Here is a 25425-nt window from a genome sequence, read left to right on the forward strand (position 1 = left end):
TAAGTCCCATTATAATTTTCACAAAGTGTATTATCAATCATTGTCGCAAAATGAAAGTATTGAAGCATCAGTAGTGATTCGTATGATTAGAAATAAATATACAAATCTTTAATAAACTTTAAACATTTTATAATTATCTTCATAGTACGACATAATAAAGTCGCGAAAATCTCTTGCTGAAGAGGATAACGTTTTATGTTTTACCCAGGATAAGCTTACCGGATAGGTCGTAGAATCATCTGTCACTTGTACATAATTTAACCCCAGTGTTCTACACACGGAAATAGGAAGTAAAGCGACACCTTGATCAAGCTTGATAATTTCGACCAGCAAATGGGAATCGACCTCAAACGCGATATTGGGGATAAAGCCAGCTTGCTCACAAAGAGAAGTCGTGAAATCACTATATTCCACATTATTAGCTAAAGTGATAAACGGTTCATCGGCGACATGACTTAACGAAATTTCATGTTTGCCTGTCAATCGGTGGTTGGAAGGTAGCACGAGAACAATATCTTCATCGACCAGTAAACAACTTTGTAGCTCCTCATCTTGAATCGGATGTCCGGTTATTCCTAAATCTATCTCTCCTTTTTTTAAACTGGTTAATATTTCGCTTTTCACTCCAATCGACTGAAGAATTTTTGATGTAGGAAAGTGGTTAATATGTTCACTGATTAGACCGGTCAGGAATCTTGGATTGGAAATAGATATTTTGATAGTGTTAGCAATGTGATGTTCCTGAGATAGAATTTCTATTTGTGCATTTTCGATCTCTGTAAAAATCCGGTTTACATGCTTTAGAAGAATTTTGCCTGATGAACTTAATTGAATATTTCTGCCTTTCCGATCAAATAGATTGGTTCCTAATTCGTCTTCAAGTCTTTTGATCGTAAGGCTTAAAGAAGGCTGTGCGATATTCAATTGTTGGGCTGCTTTAGAAATGTGTTCTGTATAAGCAACAGTCTGAAAGTATTTGAGCTGAAGTAATTCCATAGATACACCTCGCTTATTTATTAGAATAAATGTATATATACATTATTATATATTAGATTATATGTAAATATAGATGTAAGATGATTGTAGAAGATAGATGATCAAAGACTAAAGATAAGCAAACAAATATAAAAAATATGAGTAAAAAGGAAGGTGCATTATGAGAATAGATATGAATAATATTGCCAATAATCTTAACACACCATTAACCGCACCCGCTTACCCTATGCCACCTTATAAATTTGTTAACCGTGAATATCTGAATATTATTTACCGCACAGATGCAAAAGCTTTACGAGCAGCAGTGCCAGAACCTCTTGAAATAATCGGCGATCCTCTGGTCAAATTCGAAGTGATGTGGATGCCAGACGTATCGGGATTAGGCGCTTATACTGAAGCTGGACAAGTGATTCCTGTCCGATTTAATGGTGAAGATGGAGATTATACGCATTCGATGTACGTCGACAACTTTCCAGCGATTGCAAGTGGTCGGGAACTGACTGCGTATCCTAAGAAGTTAGGTGCACCGAAGCTTTATGTCGATTCAGATACGTTAGTAGGTACGTTGGATTACGGTTCACTTCGTGTAGCAACTGCCACGATGGGATATAAGCATGTTGAGATGGATAAAGAAATTGCTAAAAATGAAATTTGTCGACCTACTTTTATGGTTAAGATTGCTACAGATTACAATGGAAATTTGAAGATTTGCGATTTGGTACGAACACAGATAACGAATATAGACGTGAAAGGGGCTTGGAGTGGGCCGGCTAGACTGCAATTATTTGAACATGCACTAGCTCCACTTGCAGACTTGCCTGTATTAGAAGTTGTTTCAGCATCTCATATTCTGACGGATTTAACGTTGAATGCTGCACAACCTGTATATAATTACCTAGAAGAAAAATAAGGGAGATTTTGAAATGAGAATTGCAGTTTTAGGAGCAGGTTCATTAGGAACTATCGTTGGAGCATATCTTGCTGCTGGAGGAATAGATGTTGAGTTAATTGATTCATATCAAGAACATGTAGATACTCTCAATCAAGTAGGTGCTAAAGTCATTGGAACGACAGAATTTCAGGCTAAAGTGAAAGCTATCACCCCTGAAAACAAGTCAGGAAAGTATGATTTAGTCTTACTGTTAACCAAACAATTATATAACGACGCTGTTCTGCAAGAGTTGCTACCTTTTTTAAAAGAAGATAGTGTTGTCTGTTCTTTGCAAAATGGTATACCTGAAAACAACGTGGCTTCTATTGTTGGGGAAAAACGTGTTATAGCAGGTTCTGTTGAATTTGGAGCTACCTTTATCGAACCCGGCGTATCTCAACTTACAACCGAGTATAATCAGTTTAAAGAGTACGCTTTTCAAATTGGAGAATTAAACGGTGAAACGACAGAAAGAATCCAGCAGATCAAATCCGTGTTAGATCTTGTAGGCGGAACACATATTTCCGATAACTTAGTTGGAACAAAGTGGTCCAAATTACTGATTAACAATGCATTCAGTGGTTTGTCAGCAGCATTAAACGGAGAATATGGATCTATTCTTGATCATGAAGTTGGCATCGTTAGTGCCGTTCATATCGCCGATGAGACGATAAAAGTTGGACACGCCAATGGAGTCGCTTTTGCTAAAATGGGTGGATTTGATATAGAATCTTTGGAGTTAAACAGCGAAAATGATATCCCTGAACGTATCCAAACCTTTAGAGTAGTGATGGAACCATCCAGATTGCTAAGAGCAAGTATGCTTCAGGATCTGGAGAAAAAACGTAAAACAGAAATCGACTATATTAATGGCGTTGTTCCAACAATGGCAGAAGGTACTGGCATCCCAACACCTTTTAACGATTTGGTTATAGCACAAGTCAAATCTGCCGAAGAATCTCAAACGGTGCCTACATTTGATACAAATATAAAAGCTTTTGAACAGTTATTGAGTATTAAGCAGAAAGTATAATATCTGAATAAAGGATGCCAGATCATTAGGTTAGTCGTTAGTTATAATAGGAATTTTGATACTATAAATGTCATACATCCTACTAAAAAATAGAATAACTAAAGCGAAAAAAAGAACACCAGACTGCTATGCTGGTGTTCTTTTCTAGGTAAAAGTAGTAAAAGTCTATATTGTTGTAAAAGTATAGCTATATTTTATTTACATTACAATTCCACTCTCAAGTTACCGAGCATCTTAGCGGTTTCGGGATCAAGATAGGATAAGAAAAGGCTTGCTTCTGTATCCAGAGTAGCAATCTGCTCCATATCTTCTACACTTAGCTCAAAGTCGAAAATATCAAAGTTCTCAGCAAGACGTTCTCGACGTACTGACTTGGGAATTACGACAACATCGCGTTGAACAAGCCAGCGTAATATAACTTGGGCGACTGATTTGTTATGTTTGTCAGCAATAGAAGTTAGCAATTCGTTACTAAACATCTGGTTACGTCCCTCTGCAAAAGGCCCCCACGATTGGATCTGTACACCTTGTTCTTGCATAAAAGTAGCGTTATCGATCTGTTGATGAAAAGGATGGGTTTCGACTTGGTTGATCGCAGGTACGATATCATTATGCACGATCAGATCCATTAAGCGATCAGGCAAAAAGTTACTAACACCGATCGCTTTGATTTTCCCTTCTTTATAGAGTTCTTCCATCGCTCGCCAAGCTCCATAATAATCACCAAATGGCTGATGAATTAGATATAGATCTAGATAGTCAACTTGAAGTTTGTGTAAAGACTTGGAAAAAGCGGCTTTGGCACTCTCGTAGCCAGCATCTTGAATCCACAGCTTGGTCGTAATAAATATGTCTTCGCGAGGCACACCACTACGCTTGATAGCACGTCCTACCGCTTCTTCGTTCATATAGCCAGCTGCTGTATCAATCAAACGATATCCAATCTGTAACGCTTCATAGACAGCATTTTCACATTCTTCTGCATCTGGAATCTGATAGACACCAAAGCCTAAGATGGGCATAGTAACACCATTATTCAATGTGACAGTTTGCATGATTATTCCTCCTGTACTGGTTTTGTATTTGAAATAGCAAATGATCACTTCTATATACATAGCGCGTGAATATAGATTCTGCTTGTGATGTGTTTGCAGTATAATGAGCTTATTCCCTTCGTGCTACACGAAGTCAAGCGATTCTCTATCATGGATTTGGAAAGGTGGATATGGCGATGCTTACTGTAAAAGAAGCTGCTCTGATGACAGGACTTACCGAACATGCTGTACGCTTTTACACGGATAAAGGATTAGTGCCTAGTGTCCAACGTAACAAAAATAATATTCGGTTATTTGATGAAGAATCGATTAACTGGTTGTATGGAGCAAGATGTCTCAAGCAGACAGGAATGCCGATTGAAACGATCAAATTATACGTTGACCTTTGCTTAGAAGGAGATGCCACTATTCCTCAGCGCAATGAAATGATGATGGAATACAAAGAAGTGGCTTTGATCCAACTACAAGAAGCACAAAAGCGAGTAGCCCATTTGGAACAAAAAACGATTCAATATCAGGCTATTCTTACGGAGGGTATTGCTGATACGACTAATCCTCGTACATGGGGAAAAGATAAAGCGATATCTGCAACGCCCACACATTCCTAAGTTTTAGTGATAACAAGGAAAGATTTGTCTCATACTCAAAGTCGTTGGACTATCTTATTACTTTAAAATAGATCATCAAAAAGCTCTTTAGTACTTTATAGACTAAAGAGCTTTTTGATATAGATATGCTTATTTTTAATGATTTATTGAAAGAAGTGGCAGTGAATGATAATGAAATTCAGCGGAAATTTCAAATCCGACAGACGTGTAAAGACGTAATGCATGTCGATTTGCTGTGACTACACTTAAGCGAATTTGAGTGTATTGTTGATCTTGTAATAAAGTAATCAGTTGAGCAAGAATATCTCGACCATAGCCTTTACCTTGCTCTGTAGGAAGTACACAAAAATCATGTATAACCGCGGTATGAGCTTGAATGGTATTGACTCGAATCATTCCTACAGGATTGGATTGGTGTAGAACCAGATAAGTTAATCGGCTAGGCTCTTGGCTTGTGCTCTCCAGATACTCCTTAGTCCAGGACTCTGAATCTTCAAAAGCTTGCGCAAAACAGTAGATAAGAAAGGCAGTATCCTTTTTGTTGGCAACTCTTATAGTAAGATGATTGTAGCAGGGCATCCTATCTTGTATAGAATTAAAAGTCATCGAGAATTGAGAATGACTAAAATCAGCGTCGATATGCCCTATACAATCGATACCTGATTGTGAGTTAGAAGGGACTCTAAAAAGACAATGTTGTATATTTACAAGATGCATATCTGCAACTGCATGATTCAATAGATTTCTAAAAATACCATTACGACGGAACTCTGGATGAACCATAGCATTGATATTAGCTTCAATCCTGTCTGAAGTATACCAGCTTAGAAAACCGATAAGCTGATCTTCGTTATAGCATAGAAAAGCCTCATCTCCATGTATTGCTTTCAAACTTTCTACCCCAACTCGTAAGTCTGATGCGTCAGAAAGTGCACATATTTGTTCTAATAATCGAATTTGATCGATTTGCTGATTTGAAAAATCAGTCATTTTACTAATCGTATACGTTGGCATAACTTTGTTTATCCTCTAAGAGTCGGAAATACGTAGTTTATGGACGAATAGACGTTATCCTTCTCGTTTCTGTCCAGATCATTATAGTTACCAATAGCAACGCCCCCTAGAATGATAATGAGTTTAGTATTGCTTAAATGATAGCGAGAATCAACAACAAAATAGAAAAGAGTGCTATTTCATCGGTTTGGCTCCAATTAGCTAGGTGAAAGAGTGAAATTTGTATCATTTGGATGAATACATAGAATACAATAATTGTAGATTTACATAGCAAGGAGCGATACAGAGATGAACACTATACAGTCGATCAAAAAACGGTATGATCTACTATTTCCAGATGATGTAATTACACCACAGCTAGTAGCTAAGATGGAACAGCAACTACAGTTGCAATTACCTGACGATTTTAAAAAGATTGCTTTATTTTTTAATGGAGGGTTGATTGGAGGTATTTCTATATTTAGTTATGATCACTATACACCCAATATAATAGAAGAAACACTTCGATTGCGAAAAGATATTCAGTTTCCTCATTCTTTGCTATTTCTAGCAGAGCCTGCGGGAAGTATGATCGTACTGGATACAGCACAGACTCCAGCAGTGATCTGGTGCGATAGTATAGATGTACATCAACTACATGATCGCTCTTTTCAGATAGCACCGGATACGTGGGATACATTTGGTGACTTTTTTGAATATCTATTAACACAAGAAGAAGCAGAACAAGAATAACAAATATAAAAATCATCTCATGTTATAACATGGGTATAACAGAATGATTGAAAAGATAGTAGATTGTTGAGTTGATTAGCATCTATCTACAGATATACAGCTTTTCCTCAATATCGACCGTCAAGTAGATGTATATCTTTGCCTATTGTTCTACAATAAATAAAATCGTACAGAGCAGTGGGGGAGACATATGGGTATTGAACAGGAAAAAACGTATAGATATCTGATCCGTATATTTGGAACGATCGCACTGATGATTACCAGTTATAACGAATATGTAAGTTATGGAGCAGTGAATCAGTATGGCACATTATTGATCTTATTTCTGTATATAATGATTATTTGGGTTCCGAAAATATGGCGTAGTCGAACGATCTATATTATTCTTTCGATCATCATTATCAGCACAGCGTTATATCTTCATTATCAATACGGGTCTGTGAATTCAAGCCTATTATGGCCATTGTTGTTTTTGAGTATATTTATTAATCGAGATTATCGGTATGTGACTATCATCGTTAGTCTGGTAACGATTACTGTGATTGCATTAGTATATGCTTTTTCTTTTGGTAGTTTGCTAGCGATTATTGGTATTTTTCTAGTCGTACGTAGTTCTCAGATACGTCAAAATGCACATGCTTTAACAAAATTACATCTCGATCAATTGGATCAAGCTCATCGAGAGTTACAAGAAGCTCATCTAGAACTGCAAGAAGCAAGCGCACATTCGGTACGTTATGCAGCATTGGAAGAGCGAACCCGTCTGGCACGAGAAATACATGATGGATTAGGGCATCAACTGACATCGCTGATTATTCAATTACAAGCTTTGGAGATTATGCAATCGACAGAACCGGAGCATATGCCAGAGCGTATCAAGCAACTGATCTCGATTGCTCGTCAGGCACTGACAGAAGTACGTATAGCCGTCAAAGAATGGTCGAATGATGAGATGGGCTTAGGATTGGTCGCTTTGAAAGGATTGATCACGCAGACAGGGCAACGCTCGGCACTCAAGCTTACATTTGTAGAAGATTCTCCGATTACAGAATGGTCGATTCAGACCAGTATTGTCTTGTACAGGGTGCTCCAAGAATCGTTAACCAATGTGCTTCGTCATGCACAAGCAGATACCGCTTCTGTACATATTCAGGAGAAAGACCATAAGGTGTATTTGCGTATTTCAGATAATGGTGTCTATACCGATACAGATTCATTGAAGATAGGCTATGGATTAAAAAATATGAAAGAACGCTGTGAGCAACAGGGCGGAACCTGTCAGTTTGAGCCTGTGTTACCTCATGGTTTGTCTATTCAAGCTGTGATCCCTATCGGAAATCCAACCCAATCATAAGGAGAAATAATCATGAGTGTTCCGTCTAATATTCGAATCGTGCTTGTCGATGATCAGCCGATTGTACGTCAAGGATTACAGTATATTATTAATGCTCAATCGGATATGGAATGTGTTGGTGAAGCCAGTAATGGACATCAGGCGTTAGAAGTTACAATAGAGCAACAGCCTGATATGGTATTGATGGATATTCAGATGCCTGAGTGCTCTGGGCTAGAAGCAACAGAACAGATTTTACGTGTATTGCCTGATATGAAGATTGTATTGCTGACGACCTTTGATGTACAAGATTATATTAAAGAAGGCATTCGTGCAGGGGCTACCGGATTTCTACTCAAAGACGCAGATACTCAAGAATTACTGGCAGGGATTCGCGCAGTGTATAAAGGAGAAGCATTGTACAAAACACCGCTAGCAAGCAAAGCACTCGCTGAAGCACTTAAAAAGGCAGAACCAGCACCGCCATCAACTCCCGCCAAGTATGAACTGATCGAACCGTTAACCGATCAGGAGTTAATTGTGTTACAACAAATGGCGTATGGCAAGCGTAATTCAGAGATTGCACTGGCGCTACACATTTCACATGGCACTGTCAAAACGCATGCTCATCGCATTTTTCAAAAGTTGGATGTGGAAGATCGGACACAAGCTGTTGTGCTAGCGATACGCCAAGGATTGGTCAAGTAATTGATGTTGATGTATATCGCTAGATAGATCAATGGATGTTCAAAGATCAATCTGCAAGTAGACGTATACATACTGTTGAATCTTTAGAATAAAGGTATAACCACATTCTAAGGAGGTCAATATATGTATTCTAATATAGTTACAACATTACTTGTGATTGGTATGATCGTCTGGATTGTTTTACGTCAATTGCGTCCCAAACCGGTCAAAAAATTATTTTTTATTGTGTTGCCATTGATTGCTTTGTATGAGGTGTATCAGACATTTCCCCGGCAACAGGTGCCTGTAACGCAATGGATCGAGTGTATCTTAGTGGTCATAGCTGCTTTGATCGCTGGAACGATTCAGGCATGGCACAGCAAAGTATATATTCAGAATCATATTGTGTATGTTCAAGGCACTACGATTACACTGATTACATGGGCAAGCTTTATATTGACCCGAATCGCATTAGGATTTGCTTTCGGAGAGTTCGCAACAGGGTATCATCGTATTCAGTGGATATTGTGGGTCGGCATTGCTGTTATTTTCGCTACACGTAGTCTAATATTGTATGCCAAATTCCCTGAGATTAAGCATGTATTTGCACCTTCCAAAGTCAACGGATAGATGAACTTATATGTATATAAAGAAGCACTCGTATAAGATGATTACCCCATCTTGTATGGGTGCTTTTGCTATGGGTATCCCTTTATTTGTAATAAAGTATAAATATAAAGAAATAATGTATTGTACTTGAAAGAGGATTATGCAATATTTAAAAGGACACGTTTGGCTTTGGATGAACATTACACATTCAGAGGGAGTTATATAATGAAAAATTGGCACAAAAAAATGCTTTCGCTTGTTTTGGTAGCAGGATTACTTGCGACAGCTTCACCTGCGATGGCAGCGACAGCTTCACAGCCATTAATCGTGAAAGTGAACGATCAGAAGGTTCAGTACAGTAAAGGAATAGCACCAACAGTTCAGCAGAAAGTGACAATGGTTCCACTTCGTTCAACATTGCAAGCGATGAAGATTCAATTGTCCAACGTATCCAAAGACAGCATTACCGTTGTAGCCAATGGTAAAAGTGTAACCGTTAAAAGTAAATTGGCTAAAATTAACGGTACTGCATATGTGCCTATTCGTACATTTGCTGAATTAACTGGATATACTGTGATTTGGAATGCCAAAACACGTACGATTCAGTTGACTTCACCTCCTGCTACACCTACTCTTCCTGTAGAAGAAAATACCCCTCCAGTAGATACAACGGTTGCTCCTACAGAGAATACAGCACCACCAGTAGTGACTCCAGACCCTAGCAGTACGATAACACCAACACCTGCACCATCTACAGAAACTGCCGATACAGGTGGTCGTGGATTTATGTGGGAAGTACAAAATAACGGAAATACCGTGTACTTGGTCGGTTCGATACATATTGCCAATGAAAGTTTTTATCCGCTACGCAAAGAATATGAGCAAGCTTTCGCAGAAGCTAATTATCTTGGCGTAGAAGTAGACATTACACAGATATCGGATGAAGCGATGCAACAACGTGTTTTGGAAATCGGTGAGTACAAAGATGGAAGCAGATTGCAAGATCATCTATCTACGTATACGTATGCCAAATTAGGTAAAGCACTTTTAGCGAATGATTGGAAACGCGATGCGTTAGATCATTTCAAACCATGGGTTGCAGAAATGATTGTAAGTTCTTTTGCTCCAAGCGATCCAGAATACAAATCAGCAGATGGCATTGATCTACACTTTATCCAAAAAGCTGTAGAACGCAAAATCACAGTGATGGAATTAGAATCACAAGATTCCCAGCTTATGATGCTCAATAACTTCTCTGATGAATTACAAGAACAAATGTTATATTCGACACTGTATGATCTGGACAATCCTAATCAAGCCGATCTGAATGAAAATACAGATGAAGCCGCAGAAATGTGGAAAACAGGCGATGAGAAAAAATTGCTAGAATTAACAAACAGTACAGCTGGTAATGAAGAATATAATAAAGCAATGCTGGTTGATCGCAATATTGGAATGGCGCAAAAAATTGATGGCTATCTAAAAAGCGGTGGCAACCAGAAATACTTTATCGTTGTCGGTGCAGCTCATTATCTAGGTAACGATGGTATTATTCACTTGCTTGAGAAAAAAGGATATACCGTCACCAGAAAATAGCAGTATAGTTAGCGTAAACATAAGTATGATCTTAGATTCAACAATATCCAAAACATAAACGTGCTCCAAAAAACCACCTCATTCTGTAGTGAATGGAGTGGTTTTTTGTTGCAAATACAACATAAATAAGATATATTTAAAAAATAATAATTGTTGCATTTACAACAAAAATAAAAGGAGCTCATTATGAAAGAGATTCTTCGAGAAATCGGAATGATTGCTAGAGCGCTAGATAGTATTAGCAATATTGAATTTAAAGAGTATGCACTCACCAAAGGTCAATATTTATATCTGGTGCGTATCTATGAAAATCCTGGGATTATTCAAGAAAAATTAGCGGAAATGATCAAAGTCGATCGTACCACTGCTGCGCGTGCAATCAAAAATTTAGAAGAGAATGGATTTGTGCAAAAAAAAGAAGATCCGCATAACAAAAAAATCAAAAAGCTTTTTCCTACAGTGAAAGGAGAACAGATTTATCCTGTGATCAAAAAAGAAAATGATTATTCTAATCTGATGGCATTGGAAGGATTATCAGAGCAAGAGAATGACCTACTGTTCGAGCTTCTACAAAAGGTAAGAAAAAATGTAGAAAAAGATTGGACTTTTGTTAAAAAAGGCAATAAACGAAATTATGAATCATCGTGAAAGGAGTACACAAACGATATGGATATTATGATAAGACAGTGTACGTTAGAAGATGTACAACAATTACAGGAAATTAGCTATGACACCTTTAATGAAACATTTCGAGAACAGAATTCACCTGAACATATAGATCATTATTTGGAGAAAGCATTTAATCGTCTACAGCTAGAAACAGAATTAAACAATCCGTATTCACAGTTCTTTTTTGCTTATGTGAATAATGAACTTGCTGGTTATCTCAAGATCAATACCGATCAAGCACAGTCTGAAAAGATGAGCGAGGACAGTCTGGAGATCGAACGCATTTATATCAAGCAATCATTTCAAAAGCATGGAGTAGGGAAGCATCTTTTTCAGCAAGCCCTTCAGATTGCGAAGGAGCTGAACAAACAGCAGATGTGGCTAGGAGTATGGGAAAAGAACAACAATGCCATTTTATTTTATCAAAAGCTAGGTTTCGAGCTAACCGGTCAACATTCGTTCTATATGGGGGATGAACAGCAAACCGATTTGATTATGACCAAAAGACCACTTATGGATTAAGTGGTCTTTGGACTAGATCAGGATTCAATCAATATGAAAATTTCGCAGTGTACGCATTCATTTCTTTATGGAACTGTGTAAGTAATTTGTTGGCAATCGCTAATTGAGTATTTGCTTTTTTGGATATGCTAGGATCTAATTTCTTGGTGGATAAATATTTTTGGAAAAGAAGCATACCTTGTAGTTGATAGTTAGCACCTTTTACATATATTTTGTGCATACGAGCCAAGTCTTTGTTGGGTGTATAGACTTTTTGTACCCCTTTAACAAACTTTTTATAGTTCGGAAGAGCAATCCCTGTAATCTCTACATAAGAAGAACGATGATCTGAAGCTTTGAATTTTTTATTTTCTTTAAAAATAGTTAGAGCAATTTGTTCATATTCTTGCAGAGGTTCCAATTGATCGTCATAATCCACGTAGTCATGATACGCCTGCTTGTATTTGGCAGGAACTTGGCTATCATCATAACCATATTCAGAAGAAGTGGCTGCATGAGTAGATGGAAGTGGTGCAACCAATACCATACTTTGTACGATCAAAAAGGTGAGCGTTACTATCCATAACAATCGAGCTTTCACGTTACTATATAATCCCCTTTCGCTAATATATTTGAGAAGAATCATTATAACATAGGTTGATTTTGTCAGTTCCTGTTACTATTTGTATCGTCACTTTGCACTCTTTCTTTTAGAAAGTTAGCAAGCATATTCTAGTGTATATAGTGAATATAAGCAAATTTAATTGCTTGGTATACATTGGAAACGGTTAACATATAAAGAATGAACCTTTAGCGCACTGCTAAACATTGTAACAAGTTAAAGCGTTCGATATCGTGCTTGGCTATCTTGTTAAGGAAAAGGAAGTGTACACATGGTCAAAAGAGTAATTGTCACAGGTGGTAGTGGACTCGCTGGTAAATGGGTAGTACAAGAATTATTTGAGCAAGGATACGAAGTACTCAATTTAGACAAAGTTCCTTTGGATCATCCGCATGTACGGACACTGATTACAGACCTTACAGATGCAGGGCAAGTATTCAATGCGCTAGCCAGTCCTACGATTGATAAAAGTTACCATGAATCGATAGCACCGCAACCGATCGATGCAATCGTGCATCTAGCAGCAATTCCTCAAATTCACACGTATCCAGACAATGAAGTGTATCGTATCAATGTGATGAGTACGTACAATATATTGGATGCCGCAACCAAATACAATATCCCTAAAGTCATTTTAGCTTCCAGCGAAACGACGTACGGAACTTGTTTTGCAGACGAGCATCGTGATCCTGATTATTTCCCGCTCGATGAAGATTACAATATTAATCCAATGGATAGCTATGCTACATCCAAAGTAGTGAATGAAGTCACAGCCAAAGCTTTTCAGACCCGCACAGGTATAGATATCTACTGTTTTCGGATAGCCAATGTAATAGATCCTTCCAAATATGCTGATTTCCCTGCTTATTTCGCAGATCCTATTCAGCGTAAACGGATTACTTGGAGCTATATTGATACTCGTGATCTAGCGCTAGCATGTAGGTTAGCTGTTGAAACCGATGGATTGGGATTTCAGGTAATGAATATTGCCGCGAATGATGTTTCTTCTGACAAACCAACCAAAGAGTTGCTAGCTGCTTATTATCCGAATGTGCCTTTGAAAAAAGAACTGGATGAATATGAGACTTTAGTGAGCAATACCAAAGTAAAAAGACTGCTCGGATTTGAACAACAACATTATTGGAGATCTTATGTAGATACCGAATAGGATTACTATACAAAATATAATAAAAAGGGTGCGGCTGATCGTAGCTACACCCTTTTTTGCTATCGTTCATTATCTAAAATGCTAAATGATATTTTGCTGAACGAAGCGATTTATTGTGAAAATTGAGCATTGTACAAAGCGATTTTTTCATTAAATTCACTAATCAATAGCTGACCTTGAGTGAATTTTACATTCGCTTTTTTGATAATAGTGGGGTCTGGATTTAGTTTGGAAACGTATTTTTGAAAAAGGATCATTCCTTCTAATTGAAGAGTCGTTCCTTTAATAAATTGGGCGTGCATAGTGGAAAGGTCTGTATTGTTAGGCTTGATTTGTTTGATTCCACTTAGAAATTTTTTGTAACTCGGGATCGCAATAGTTGTCATTTCGCTATAAGCTTGCTTGCGCGTAGATGCGAGTACTTTTTTGTACTTATTTAGGATAGTGGCAGCTTTGGTCTCGTAAGGAACCCATTCTTTATATTGATTATAGTAATCTACATAATCGTCAAAAGCCTGCTGTAATTCAGGTGCAACTTCATTATACGTATCATCTTCTACATAACCAGGTTCAGGTGCAGAAGGGCTACCATTCGTTATAGTTGTATTGGTTGCTGCATGTATCGTAGCTGGCGATTGAAACACAGGAATACACGTAAATAACACTACCATCATGATCACCAACAACGATTGCTTTTTCATAGACAATAAAGTCTCCTTTGTACCTTTTTTTCTATAAAAATCCATTTATAAAGGTATCATACCAGAAATAAAGCACAAAGAGGTAACACTAAAATAACACAATCCCTATAACGGCTGAACCGACTATCACCATTAATGGATGAAGCTTGTATCGGACAATCGCCCAGAATGCTGCAATACCGATCAATAATGTAGCGATTGTAGTCCAGCTCATAATCACATCTGCATGGTTAGACAGACCAAAATGGATCGCTGCATAAGCAATCAATCCGGTAATAATGGGGCGTAATCCGTAGAAAGACGATTGTACCCATATATTCGAATGAATTCGGTAAAAGAATGCTGCTAATATAATCACTACAATCAGCGAAGGAAGCACAATACCGCTTGTAGCGACAATAGCACCTGTTAACCCAGCAGTCTCATAACCGATTAAGGTGGCACTGTTGGTAGCAATCGGCCCCGGAGACATGCCTGCGAGTGAAACAGTGCTTTGAAATTGCTCGTCGGTTAGCCATCCATATCGACTACATTCATACTGGATCATCGGAATAACTGCATAACCTCCGCCAAATGAGCTAAAGCCGATTTTCAAAAAGCTTAAAAATAATTGCCATAATACCATGATATCTCCCCCTTAGATATAATATTCAATCGTAGGTGGGATATGATCATGAGTCGCTTTTTCGGTACGGGCAGTTAATCCTAATTTCTTTTTGGCTTGAATAATTAAGATACCGATACCTAGTCCAAATAAAATCATAAAGATCGGATTCAAGCCTGTAATCAAAAGAGTAATCAATGCTCCTGTAGCTACTACAATCGTAGAGCGATCAAATAATGCATTTTTCCCCATCCGATAAGCGGCAACAGCAATCAATCCGATTACAGCGCCATGTATTCCTTGAAAAGCAGCTTGCACTTTCGGTTGATCCTGAAACACAGAATAAAAAGCACTGAGTGCAAATACGATAAAAAAGGTAGGCAATGTAATCCCGAGTACAGCAGCGATAGCACCGGGAATCTTACCCATCCGATATCCGAGAAAAGTCGACGCATTCACTCCTACACCGCCGGGTGCAGAACCTGCAATCGATAATAAATCGCTCATTTCCTGACCATCTATCCATTTTCGTTTCTGTACAACTTCTCGTTCTAATATTGGGATCATCGCATAGCCTCCGCCAAATGTAGCAGGGCCAATTTTGAAAAAGATCCAAAACAAATTCCATAGTAAATGTATTTTTAATTGAAGGGTTTCAGTCCAATAAGTTTTCATCACGTTCACTCCACTCTTAGTTACCAGTATATCATCTTTTAATCATTTTGGAATAAACTTTGGAAGCTGATCTTGTAAATGTTTCTGATCATCCTTAAAACGTTTGCTTATAAATGAAAAATAAGCTATAAAATAAGTGTGTTCATCTTCTTTTTTTCTCACTGATAAAAAGTGGTCAAGGTAGTCGTTACACGTTACAATGAAGGCAGATTTTAACCTTGAAGCGGAGTCAGAGCGGTATAAACGGCGTGCTTTACGACTTCTTTATGATCCAATGTTGTCGCATGTATACTGCTATATGCTAGAGAAAGGAAGAACGTATGAATACATTTCAATTTCCGATGAAAGTGGTCAAACGGCAAGTCTATGACCGGATAGCTACACAAGATCATATTTCCAAAACAGAGTTGCTGCAAGAAATGGATATTACGAGTAGTAGTCTGAATCGTATTCTAGATGAACTGACACGAGAAGGATGGATCAGTGAATCCGGTCAGGGGCAATCTACAGGCGGACGACGACCTACATTGTATCGTATCAATCCTACGCACCGCTATATTATAGGATTAGAGATTTCACGAGTCTATTCGGTATTGGGATTATATGATCTGCAAATGAATACGATTGTGTCGTATCGCTGGTTTATGGATGAACAGATGACTCCTGAGCGTCTGGTGGATTATGTAGAAGAACGAATCGATTGGATGCTCAATGATTATCAGTTAACGTTAAGTCAGATGATTGGTATAGGGATAGGAGCGGTAGGGCCTCTAGATCGAGCAAAAGGAATGATCTTGAATCCTGTTTATTTTCCAGCGACAGGTTGGAAAGATGTAGCGATCTGCCAGATGATTAACGAGCGTACCGGATTAACAGCAGTGCTTGAAAATGGAGCCAATACAGCACTTATAGGCGAACATTGGGCAGTGCGAGATGAGAATATGCAACATATGTTATTTGTAAATGTGGGCGCAGGGATTCGTTCCGCGATGATGTCTGGCGGACAATTAGTACGGGGTGCTGTTGATCGTGAAGGCTCGATTGGACAGATGATTATTCAGACTGATGGAGAAAAATTACACGATCAAGGAAATTATGGCGCACTGGAAGCTTTTGCTTCGGTACAAGCGCTGGAACAGCAAGTTAGACAACGGGTGAAGTTAGGTATGGATATCTGGGAAGCGGCACAAGAGTTAACACCGGAGCAGATTCATTTTGATACCTTAATTACAGGTCTGAATCAAGGTAATGTGTTTTTACAAGAATTGTTTGCGAGGTCTGCTAGTTATATGGGGATCGGGCTTGCTAATCTGATTAATATTTTATTGCCAGAGAAAGTAATCCTCGGTGGGGCATTGATCAATGCCGATCCTTCTTATTATGAACAGGCGATAGCAGTTGCTCGCAAAAAAGTAGGGTATGATAACAGTTACCAGCCGATCTTTTCTAAAGGAGTATTGCAAGAAAGAGCGGTGGCGGTAGGAGCTGCTGTGATGATTTTGCAACAAATGGAATTGTAATCTAATCTGTTGGATTGACGCTGAGTCTGGTTGATGCTAACATGGCGGTGTGACATTACAATATCTGTATATTTGAGGAGAGAATAATGATGAGTAACCACAACAACTTTCCGATCGAACTAGGGCAATTCCGCGATGATCTTGGATTGCTAGAAGACGAAGCATTTCAAAAAGGGTTTCTCATTTTGGATGAACAAGGTAATGAACATGATATGATGATTGTCAAAACATTTACGTATGATCAGATTCCGTATGCTCTTTTGTTACATAAAGAACCTTCGCCGTTAGATGGTACGATTTTACGAGTGGAGTATGATGAGGAAGAAGATGAATTTTTCTTAAATCATATTACTGATGATGAAGAATGGCAACGTATGGGACAAGTGTATGAAGTGATTATTCAGTTGAATAAAGACAATCCTCCTGCATCATCAAATGTAGAATAAAGGTATATGATTTGTAATATGGATACAGAAAGACCTTCCTCAAGTGATCAGGAAGGTCTTTTTTGCAATGTAATTATTGGAATTTAGTAACATACGTATCAAAATAATCATATACATCATCAATCATCGTACTACCTTTTGTTAATTTATCAATTCCTGTGTTAAGCGTTTTGAGATTGATTTTGTTGGTAGATACTGATTTTTGAATCAGCGTCATTCCTTGTAGTTGTAAAGAGATTGCTTGAATCGTTTTGTTGTGAATAGCAATCAACTCTTCATTTTCAGGCTTGATTTTTTTCATGCCTTTGACGAACTTGGTGTAGTTCGGAATAATCGTTTTGTTGAGTTTAATGTAAACGTGCTTACGTGTGCTGGCATTTAATACACCCAATTGGTGAAGCTGATCGATAGCCGTATCTTCATAGTTTTGAAGAGGAGTTAACTGATCGATATAAGACATAGCTTGCTCGTATTCTTCTAACAGGGCAGGATCAACGTCTTCATCTGTATACGTATCTTCATCTACATTGGTATTATCGTCCTCGGTGATCCATTCACTGTCTGTTGAAGTAGCGGTATCTTCTGCTGCAAAAACAGAAGCTGTAGGGATCAAAGAAGTACCAATCAGTAGAAAAGCAAGTAATGCGGTAGCAAGAATCTTTTTGTTCATGAGTAATAATAGCCCCTTAGTGTGTATAGCGTACGATTTTTAGAATAGTCACATGCTAAGGTTTATTGTGCAGGTAGAAATTTGGAAATATATGCTTCCATTTCTTTATCAAATTGAAGTAACAAATCGCCGCCTACATCTAATTTAGCATTGGACTTGTCCAGTATATCATCATTTAATTTGGTTTTGGATACATATTTTTGAAACAAAAGGAAGCCTTCCATTTCAAGGGTAGCACCTTTGATATACTTAGCATGCATTTTAGCTAACTCAGGATGAGTCGGTTTGATTTGTTTGATACCTGTTAAGAATTTTTTATAGTTTGGAATAATCGTATTTGTAACCAGTGCATATTCTTGTTTGCGATTGGTATTGTTAACATAATCATTTTTGTAATAGGCTGTCCACGCTTTTTTCTCATACTCCAGTAATGGCGCCATCTGATCACTATACTCTAGAAATTGAGTCGCTTCCTCCACCAAAGCAGGGTCAAGATTCTCTACACTTTCGCTCTCGTCATAAGTATCTTGATCTACCGCTACAGGAGGATCTTCTAATGAAGAAGCGGAAAAAGAAGAAGCCATCGTTTCCAGATCCATCGTATACGTGCCATCCGGTAAAACATCATCTGTAGCCGCAAAGGTAGCGTTTGCAAACATCACATTGGAACCTGTCAAAACAGCGGTTAACACCAGTGTAAGCATGAGTTTTCTCTTCATCTGTAATAATCCCCTTTTTCTAGCGTTTGGCAGTATATAAAATGATTATGTTGAAAATTTACCACGTAAATTAAAAAAAACCAATACCAAATTAGTCAAATTTTAAAAATAATAATTAACGTTAACAACGTATGGTAGATTGCTATCTTCTATTAAGGTTTAAGTAGTAAAGAGAACCTACTCCATTAATCGACTATAAGAATATGGATATACCAATAGAATGAAGGAGGAAATACAAATGAACAAACAATATGATCTTATTGTCATCGGCACAGGTAGCGCAGGAGCGGGTGTAGCCACCGCTTGTAGCAAGAAGGACTGGAAGGTAGCAATTATCGATTCTAGAGCTTACGGTGGCACGTGTGCACTTCGTGGATGTGATCCGAAGAAAGTATTGGTGGGTGCGGCCGAGATTATTGATTGGAATGAACGGATGCAAGGGAAAGGCATACAACACCAGCCTACGATTAACTGGGCAGATCTGATGGCATTTAAAGAAACATTTGTAGAAGATATTCCACCAGCACATGAGAAAAAATTACAAGAAGCAGGAGTAGATACTTTTCATGGATTCGCTTCATTTGTGAGTGAGGATACAGTTCAAGTCGGAGACGATCAACTTACAGGTAAACATATTCTGATTGCTACAGGTGCAAAGCCTGCTCCATTATCGATCGAAGGCGAGCAATATTTAGCCAATAGCGATGATTTTCTTAATTTAGAACAATTGCCATCTACTATTGTATTTGTAGGTGGAGGTTATATATCCATGGAATTTGCGCATATCGCTGTGAGAGCAGGGGCAGAAGTACATATTGTCCATCATGGAGATCAGCCGTTGGGCAAATTCGATCCTGATCTGGTCGATGAATTGGTCGAGCGTTCACGTGAATTAGGCATTCAATTCCATCTAAATACCGAGATTGAATCCATCACACAACTAGCAGATCAACAGTATAAAGTAACAGCGACACAGAACTCGGATCAACAAAAGCAATCTATAGAGATAGAATGTGGATTGGTGGTGCATGGTGCGGGTCGTGTAGCGAATATCGATCAGCTTCAGCTAGATCAAGCCAATATTGCTTCAGAGAAACAAGGGATTACAGTCAACGAATATTTGCAAAGTACCAGTAATCCACGTGTCTATGCCGCCGGAGATGTCGCTGCGACCAAAGGATTACCGTTAACACCAATAGCAAGTATGGAATCTCAAGCTGTACGTACGAATTTGCTTCAACATAATGTACAAATACCGGATTACAAAGTGATGCCAAGTATTGTATTTACTATTCCCAAATTGGCATCGGTCGGTATGACGGCTGAAGAAGCGCAAAAGTTAGGAGATCATATCAAAATTAACGATATGGACACCTCATCATGGTACACCTACAAACGAACAAACGAAAAGCATACCCGTATCAAAGTGATTATAGATACGAAAGCTAGAAAAGTGCTGGGTGCTCATATTTTAAGCGGGGAAGCAGATGATTTGATTAACCATTTTGCGACAGCGATCCAATTTGATCTTAATATTGATGAGTGGAAAAAAACAATCTACGGTTATCCAACTGCGATGTCGGATCTTTCGTATTTTTTGGAAGAGTAAATGCAGCTATATCTTCGCAAAAGAGTGCAATCCTAATATAGAGGATTGCGCTTTTTTTATATCCGAATGCGTAATTTCCCTCTTGTCAGACTACAGTAATTCAGATATCATCGAAATAAAGCGCTTACATTTTATGAAAAAACAGGTACGTATTCCTTCATTATTCAAAGGAAAGGGGTATCACTATGTATGCAGAATTAACGGCTGATCGTTATTTATTAGCTGGACCATCGCCTTGCTACCGTCCACAGGTACAACAGAAATGGGTTATTCTTTATACATTGTCCGGTCAGGGAATGATCCATGATCAAGATCACCGTCTCGAATGTCGTGCAGGCAGTATTGATATTATTCCGCCTGGTATGCAAAAAAGTGTATGTCAACCTTCCGATCATCGACTAGAAGGCATTTGTTGCTCTTTTACCGCTCATCCACAATGGTCTATTTTACTCAAAAGTATTCAAGATTTCTGTCCTAGCCTACATATCCACATGGATCATTCTATTTTAGCTTCACGTGTTCAACATGCTTTTGAACGTCTACTGGAATATTGCACAGAGCCTATAAGCAGATACGATAAAGAACTTTCTTTTCACACCCTTAGCGAAATTCTACTTTCTATTACAGTCTATTATGAGCCTCAGGAAGATCGTACAGATTCGAGAATTACAGAGATTATCCAATACTTGCAGGAACACTACAAAGAAGACTTGCGTATAGATCACCTGGCACAGCGTGTCTGCCTTTCTCCATCACGATTGCTACATTTATACAAAGCAGAGACAGGAGAGACGATCGTCGATACAGTGACTCGTATGAGGCTAGAACAAGCTGAATATCTGTTGCGCTTTACCCCGCAGTATATTAACGAAATCGCTTATGAAGTAGGCTTCAATTCACAGACTTATTTTTCTCGTAAATTTGCCGAGCACTTTGGTGTCAATCCTTCGACATTTCGTCAGGGACATACACTTCAACCGATTATATTGACTTCGTAATCAACAAAAAAGCCCCTGTGGCTTAGAACAGAGACGATAGTAATTATCGATCTGCTCTAGCACAGGGGCTTTGGTGTATCTATCTAACAAAGGCTATTCGTTTTTATTTAGAACGAGCTTGTTTGTTATGGTGAACACGTCTCATAATCAATCCAAACAATAACAATGCTGATCCAGCTAACCAGAAAGGCATATTGCTAGACTCGCCTGTTTGTGGCAAACGATCCACATCAGGTGTATTTGTTGGAGTAGACGGATTAGATGGTACAGTTCCTTTAGGAATTGGATCATCATTTACCGGAATATCTTTGTCCGGCGTTACCGGTACATTCCCTTGAGGGATCGGATCATCATTGATCGGAACCTCAGGGTCTGATGGTGAATCCGGCGTTGGATTGTTGCTTACCGGAGTCGATGGTTCATTTCCTGGTTGTGATGGTTGTGTCGGTGTATCTGGTGTAGGTTCTCCAGAACCTTGTGGAATCGGATCATCATTTACTGGAACATTAGCAAATGGGTCATCCGGTGTAGGCTCTACACGTCCACCTGGCACATCATCATCGTCATTATTAGATGGTTGCCCAGGATTCGTTGGCGTTGTACCATCTGGTGTTGTAGGCATTGTCGGTGTAGTAGGAGGCGTCTCCGGTGTTCCGCCACCTCCGCCGCCCGGTGGCGTTACCACTGGTGGCTGTGTTACTGGTGGAATCACGACCGGTTGTTTCTCATTCGTGATCGTCAGTGACAACATATTGCCTTTTTTCAAAGTACTAGAATCAATAGTTACATCATGTACTGTAGGATCAAGTACATATCCAGCAGGTGCTTTGATTTCTTGTAATGTATATTTACCATAGAGCAGGTTCGTGTACATTACTTGTCCTTGTGCATCTGTTGTTAACTCGATTGCTGGCTTGCTTTGAGCTACATCTTGTAATTTGAACGTAGCATCTTCTAGCGGTAAGCTCTTATCGTCTTTATCGACTTTTTGTACTGCTAATTTGCCGACTACGCCTGAACCTGTACCTGAACCGGAAGAAGTACGTACTTCAATTTCTTGTTCTGTCGCAACCGTTCCTTTTGTAATACCGTTACCGGAAAAGGCTACGCTGTTGCTGACTGCTTCTCTATCCGCTGCTGTAATCATACTTGAGTATTCAAGAATAAAAGCAGAACGGATCGGTTTGATGAACGTTAATTCAAAACGAGGTGCTTCGCCTGCAAAGAATGCTAATTTGTAGTCGGTTCCTTTTACCATTTCAGTTCCTTTAGATAATCCACCATTGCTAGCTACATTCGCTGCAAACAAGTGGAAAGAGCTGCTGGATAACACTTGATTCGGTGTAGGAGTATCTACAATCTTGGCATTTTCTACATAAGATTGACCGCGGTTAATATAAACCGTCCAATTGATTTTGTCTCCATCCTGTGTACCTGTTTTGGAGACATATTCGCCACCTTTAGGAATCTCTACAACAGCTGCCCACGGATAATAATCATTACCGCTACGAAGTACAGCTTCATTATGAATATTGGAATCAATCACTTGATTCTCAAGCGTTGTTTTGAATGTAATCCAGTAAGGTGTGTTGATTGTGTCATTAAAAGCAATTTTTAGTTGATTCGTATTCTGTGCTGTAGGAGCAGTGAATGTATATGCTGAAGAATCTACAGTCGATCCTTTAGAAGTTCCATTCCACCAGCCTAACAAATTCAGATTATTCACTTCTAGCGATCCAGGTACATACGTCTGACCGGATTCAAGTGTATCTGTAATTACAGCATTAGGTAGTTCTTTTTTGTTGTAGTTTGCTTTGATTGTCCAAGTGATCTCTTTGGTTGTTGCGTTATAAACGCCTTCTTTAGAGCCATTGTTGACAGTCATATTATCTGGCCAGAAACGTGCTTCTGTTGTTTGAGAACGAGGTGTACCGTTTTCTGTCCAAGTTAATTTAGCACCATTGTAGAACTCAGGTTTTGTTTTATCTATTTTCCAATCGTTATTGAACGTTGTTCCATATTGGATCGTTAACTGTTCCTTAACGTCTTGAGCAAATTTGATATCAAAACCAGACTTGGCATTGCTTGTGGTTACGGTATAAGCAGATTTTGGAAGTTTAGCACCATCTGCTGTACGAACAACCAGTGTAGATGGTAAAAATTCTAAGCCACCGTTTGTGAAATAATCGTTGATCGCTACATCAGACATTGTATATCCATCACGATTGACGACTAATTTCCATGTTGCAATTTTACTAATATAATTTGCATCTGATAATGTTTTAACAAAAATCGTACTTTGCAAGTTTTGACCTGCTTGTACGCCTGTTCCATCTGAAGTTACTTTGTTAATTACTTTCTCATCCGTATAGACACGTCCAGTAGCTTGTGTCTGATAAGTGATCGTGTAACCAGAAGTAATATCAGAATTAAATTGAAGATCAAAACCATTTGTTCCTTTGTCGTTCGTTACAGGAGTTAACGTATAGTCTGTACCTTCGACCATTGTAGTACCTGTAGTTACATTAACGACTTTAAATGTATTCTGAAGGAACTGTTGTGTGCCATTAAAGCGATCTTTAAGCAATGCTTTAGCTTTTGTAATCGGCTGTTCATTCATATTGTAATTGATAGACCATGAGATCGTACGAGTCTTATCGTCATAACCAACTACATTTTTAGACAAAAATTCACCGCGTTTTACACTAACTGTTGCGCTAGCTTTTACTGATTCAACACTGCTTGTCAAAGTAGCTGTATTCGTGTAGCTAGTCTGTGTTCCTTTGTCTACTGCTGTAGAGTATGTCACACGATAAGCAGAACGAATATCTTGAGCAAATGTGATTTTGAAATCCGCTGGGTTGGTTGTTAATTGATAACCAGACGTGATTTCTTGACCGACTTTTGTACTACCGTCTACATTGACATCTAAGTTATAGACATGAATAGAATTAGGATCAAGTGTAAGACCTGTAGGAATCGGGTCAGTTAATACACCATTTTGAATATGCTTGAGGTTCGTGTTCACATCAACTGTCCAGTTGACTTGTTGATTTTTTTGAACATCGCCTTTTTTGCTGATTGCCGCACCTTTTTCAGGTTTGATCACTATAACGATCACTTTATCAGAACCATTGATCGGGAACGGAATCTCTATTTCTGTACTACCTTTTAGAATCTCTTTGCTAAATTCTGTGTTGATCTGAAGCATACCGCCAATTTGAGAATGTTCTTCAACGAATTTGTTAAATGTCATAGTAACATGACCTTTACTGGTTACATTGAAGCTACCTACAGAATCACCATCAAAACTTAACGGTACATTATTGATATCGTTGTACAATTTGAAAGCAGCAGGAATATCAAATTCATACGTAGAACCTGCTTTGTACGATCCGTCATCCGGTAAAGCCCATTGATAGATCAGACTTACAGGTGCGCCTGCTTCGATCTGATAATCAGGGTTTTTGACCATATCAATCACGTTATTGTTAGCATCAACAATAGTGACATTTGTTAAGATACTCTGTGAGTTAGCTACTGGAGCAGGCTCCGGTGTAGTAGGGGTTGTAGGGTCAGTGGGTGGAGTTGTACTTGGATCTCCTGTCGATCCACTATTACCAGATCCACTTCCATCCGTCGGGGCATATGTATCCGACTGTACAGTAGATTGATCATTGGTACTTGTAGTATCTGTTGAACCCGAATTAGCGACTTGTGAGGAATCTGTAGATTCCGTACTTGATGACGATGACGTATCGGCAGCATAGATTGTACTGGTGGCACCGACAAGAAGGTGTACCATAAGTATCAGTGACAGTACAAATGCACTTATTTGTTTTGCTTTTTTCATCTAATATCCCCTTGCAATCTAATGATGAATAACGTGCGAGTCTGACGACACAATAGTTGACTTACTGTAAGTTTTA

25 protein-coding genes are annotated in these 25425 nt (G+C 38.6%); 15 read left to right on the forward strand and 10 right to left on the reverse strand.

Features of this window, described 5'->3' with window-relative positions:
* Positions 1 to 108 precede the first annotated feature (108 nt).
* Entirely contained in the window at positions 109 to 996 is an 888-nt protein-coding gene (locus QE450_RS22910; protein ID WP_307302358.1) for a LysR family transcriptional regulator, read from the reverse strand.
* A 160-nt stretch (positions 997 to 1156) separates the two neighbouring features.
* On the opposite strand from QE450_RS22910, the gene QE450_RS22915 reads away from it, so the two are divergent.
* Positions 1157 to 1906: an acetoacetate decarboxylase gene (locus QE450_RS22915; RefSeq protein ID WP_307302359.1), complete on the forward strand. Its 750-nt coding sequence runs from the start codon at positions 1157 to 1159 to the stop codon at positions 1904 to 1906.
* Positions 1907 to 1919: 13 nt separating this feature from the next.
* Entirely contained in the window at positions 1920 to 2960 is a 1041-nt protein-coding gene (locus QE450_RS22920; RefSeq protein ID WP_301263105.1) for a ketopantoate reductase family protein, read from the forward strand.
* A gap of 203 nt (positions 2961 to 3163) precedes the next feature.
* On the opposite strand, the gene QE450_RS22925 is transcribed toward QE450_RS22920, so the two are convergent.
* A complete protein-coding gene (locus QE450_RS22925; RefSeq protein WP_307302362.1) occupies positions 3164 to 4015 on the reverse strand; it encodes an aldo/keto reductase in 852 nt (283 codons plus the stop codon).
* A 176-nt stretch (positions 4016 to 4191) separates the two neighbouring features.
* Between QE450_RS22925 and QE450_RS22930 the strand changes: the two genes are divergently transcribed.
* On the forward strand, positions 4192 to 4623 hold the full coding sequence (locus tag QE450_RS22930) for a MerR family transcriptional regulator (protein WP_273614725.1): 432 nt from the start codon (positions 4192 to 4194) through the stop codon (positions 4621 to 4623).
* A gap of 135 nt (positions 4624 to 4758) precedes the next feature.
* Here QE450_RS22930 and QE450_RS22935 read toward each other — a convergent pair whose 3' ends face one another.
* Positions 4759 to 5637 (reverse strand): GNAT family N-acetyltransferase, encoded by an 879-nt coding sequence (locus QE450_RS22935; protein WP_307302364.1) that lies wholly within the window; start codon positions 5635 to 5637, stop codon positions 4759 to 4761.
* Positions 5638 to 5925: 288 nt separating this feature from the next.
* Here QE450_RS22935 and QE450_RS22940 point away from each other — a divergent pair, with 288 nt between their 5' ends.
* From QE450_RS22940 to paiA, 7 genes are all read left to right on the forward strand, one after another.
* Entirely contained in the window at positions 5926 to 6369 is a 444-nt protein-coding gene (locus QE450_RS22940; protein WP_307302366.1) for an SMI1/KNR4 family protein, read from the forward strand.
* A 190-nt stretch (positions 6370 to 6559) separates the two neighbouring features.
* Positions 6560 to 7723 carry a sensor histidine kinase gene (locus QE450_RS22945; RefSeq protein ID WP_307302368.1) on the forward strand — a complete coding sequence of 388 codons (1164 nt, stop codon included), beginning with the start codon at positions 6560 to 6562 and terminating at the stop codon, positions 7721 to 7723.
* Positions 7724 to 7735: 12 nt separating this feature from the next.
* Complete coding sequence (locus QE450_RS22950; RefSeq protein ID WP_307302371.1) at positions 7736 to 8410, forward strand: response regulator transcription factor; 675 nt, start codon at positions 7736 to 7738, stop codon at positions 8408 to 8410.
* 123 nt (positions 8411 to 8533) lie between these two features.
* A complete protein-coding gene (locus QE450_RS22955) occupies positions 8534 to 9019 on the forward strand; it encodes a hypothetical protein (protein ID WP_307302374.1) in 486 nt (161 codons plus the stop codon).
* Between the two features lie 204 nt (positions 9020 to 9223).
* Entirely contained in the window at positions 9224 to 10594 is a 1371-nt protein-coding gene (locus QE450_RS22960) for a TraB/GumN family protein (RefSeq protein WP_307302376.1), read from the forward strand.
* A 186-nt stretch (positions 10595 to 10780) separates the two neighbouring features.
* Positions 10781 to 11242, forward strand: a complete 462-nt coding sequence (locus tag QE450_RS22965; RefSeq protein ID WP_273614732.1) for a MarR family winged helix-turn-helix transcriptional regulator — start codon at positions 10781 to 10783, stop codon at positions 11240 to 11242.
* Between the two features lie 18 nt (positions 11243 to 11260).
* Positions 11261 to 11785 (forward strand): spermidine/spermine N(1)-acetyltransferase, encoded by a 525-nt coding sequence (gene paiA, locus QE450_RS22970; protein ID WP_307302378.1) that lies wholly within the window; start codon positions 11261 to 11263, stop codon positions 11783 to 11785.
* A gap of 28 nt (positions 11786 to 11813) precedes the next feature.
* On the opposite strand, the gene QE450_RS22975 is transcribed toward paiA, so the two are convergent.
* Positions 11814 to 12365 carry a hypothetical protein gene (locus QE450_RS22975; RefSeq protein WP_273614734.1) on the reverse strand — a complete coding sequence of 184 codons (552 nt, stop codon included), beginning with the start codon at positions 12363 to 12365 and terminating at the stop codon, positions 11814 to 11816.
* Between the two features lie 292 nt (positions 12366 to 12657).
* Between QE450_RS22975 and QE450_RS22980 the strand changes: the two genes are divergently transcribed.
* Positions 12658 to 13554 (forward strand): NAD-dependent epimerase/dehydratase family protein, encoded by an 897-nt coding sequence (locus QE450_RS22980; protein ID WP_273614735.1) that lies wholly within the window; start codon positions 12658 to 12660, stop codon positions 13552 to 13554.
* 110 nt (positions 13555 to 13664) lie between these two features.
* On the opposite strand, the gene QE450_RS22985 is transcribed toward QE450_RS22980, so the two are convergent.
* From QE450_RS22985 to QE450_RS22995, 3 genes are all read right to left on the reverse strand, one after another.
* Positions 13665 to 14255 (reverse strand): hypothetical protein, encoded by a 591-nt coding sequence (locus QE450_RS22985; RefSeq protein WP_307302381.1) that lies wholly within the window; start codon positions 14253 to 14255, stop codon positions 13665 to 13667.
* An 88-nt stretch (positions 14256 to 14343) separates the two neighbouring features.
* Positions 14344 to 14880 (reverse strand): chromate transporter, encoded by a 537-nt coding sequence (locus QE450_RS22990; RefSeq protein WP_307302383.1) that lies wholly within the window; start codon positions 14878 to 14880, stop codon positions 14344 to 14346.
* Between the two features lie 12 nt (positions 14881 to 14892).
* A complete protein-coding gene (locus QE450_RS22995; RefSeq protein WP_273614738.1) occupies positions 14893 to 15534 on the reverse strand; it encodes a chromate transporter in 642 nt (213 codons plus the stop codon).
* Positions 15535 to 15854: 320 nt separating this feature from the next.
* Here QE450_RS22995 and QE450_RS23000 point away from each other — a divergent pair, with 320 nt between their 5' ends.
* Together QE450_RS23000 and QE450_RS23005 are read left to right on the forward strand one after the other, a co-directional pair.
* Entirely contained in the window at positions 15855 to 17054 is a 1200-nt protein-coding gene (locus QE450_RS23000; RefSeq protein WP_274171069.1) for an ROK family transcriptional regulator, read from the forward strand.
* Positions 17055 to 17143: 89 nt separating this feature from the next.
* Entirely contained in the window at positions 17144 to 17500 is a 357-nt protein-coding gene (locus QE450_RS23005) for a DUF1292 domain-containing protein (protein ID WP_301263088.1), read from the forward strand.
* Positions 17501 to 17573: 73 nt separating this feature from the next.
* Here QE450_RS23005 and QE450_RS23010 read toward each other — a convergent pair whose 3' ends face one another.
* Together QE450_RS23010 and QE450_RS23015 are read right to left on the reverse strand one after the other, a co-directional pair.
* Positions 17574 to 18170 carry a hypothetical protein gene (locus tag QE450_RS23010; protein WP_307302387.1) on the reverse strand — a complete coding sequence of 199 codons (597 nt, stop codon included), beginning with the start codon at positions 18168 to 18170 and terminating at the stop codon, positions 17574 to 17576.
* A 62-nt stretch (positions 18171 to 18232) separates the two neighbouring features.
* Positions 18233 to 18889, reverse strand: a complete 657-nt coding sequence (locus QE450_RS23015) for a hypothetical protein (protein ID WP_274171066.1) — start codon at positions 18887 to 18889, stop codon at positions 18233 to 18235.
* A gap of 238 nt (positions 18890 to 19127) precedes the next feature.
* Between QE450_RS23015 and QE450_RS23020 the strand changes: the two genes are divergently transcribed.
* Entirely contained in the window at positions 19128 to 20498 is a 1371-nt protein-coding gene (locus tag QE450_RS23020; protein WP_307302389.1) for a dihydrolipoyl dehydrogenase family protein, read from the forward strand.
* A 185-nt stretch (positions 20499 to 20683) separates the two neighbouring features.
* On the forward strand, positions 20684 to 21496 hold the full coding sequence (locus QE450_RS23025; protein WP_307302392.1) for a helix-turn-helix domain-containing protein: 813 nt from the start codon (positions 20684 to 20686) through the stop codon (positions 21494 to 21496).
* A 103-nt stretch (positions 21497 to 21599) separates the two neighbouring features.
* On the opposite strand, the gene QE450_RS23030 is transcribed toward QE450_RS23025, so the two are convergent.
* Entirely contained in the window at positions 21600 to 25349 is a 3750-nt protein-coding gene (locus tag QE450_RS23030; RefSeq protein ID WP_307302394.1) for a collagen binding domain-containing protein, read from the reverse strand.
* Positions 25350 to 25425: the final 76 nt, after the last annotated feature.

Source organism: Paenibacillus sp. SORGH_AS_0306 (assembly GCF_030819345.1).
Classification (GTDB): Bacteria; Bacillota; Bacilli; order Paenibacillales; family Paenibacillaceae; genus Saccharibacillus; species Saccharibacillus kyungheensis.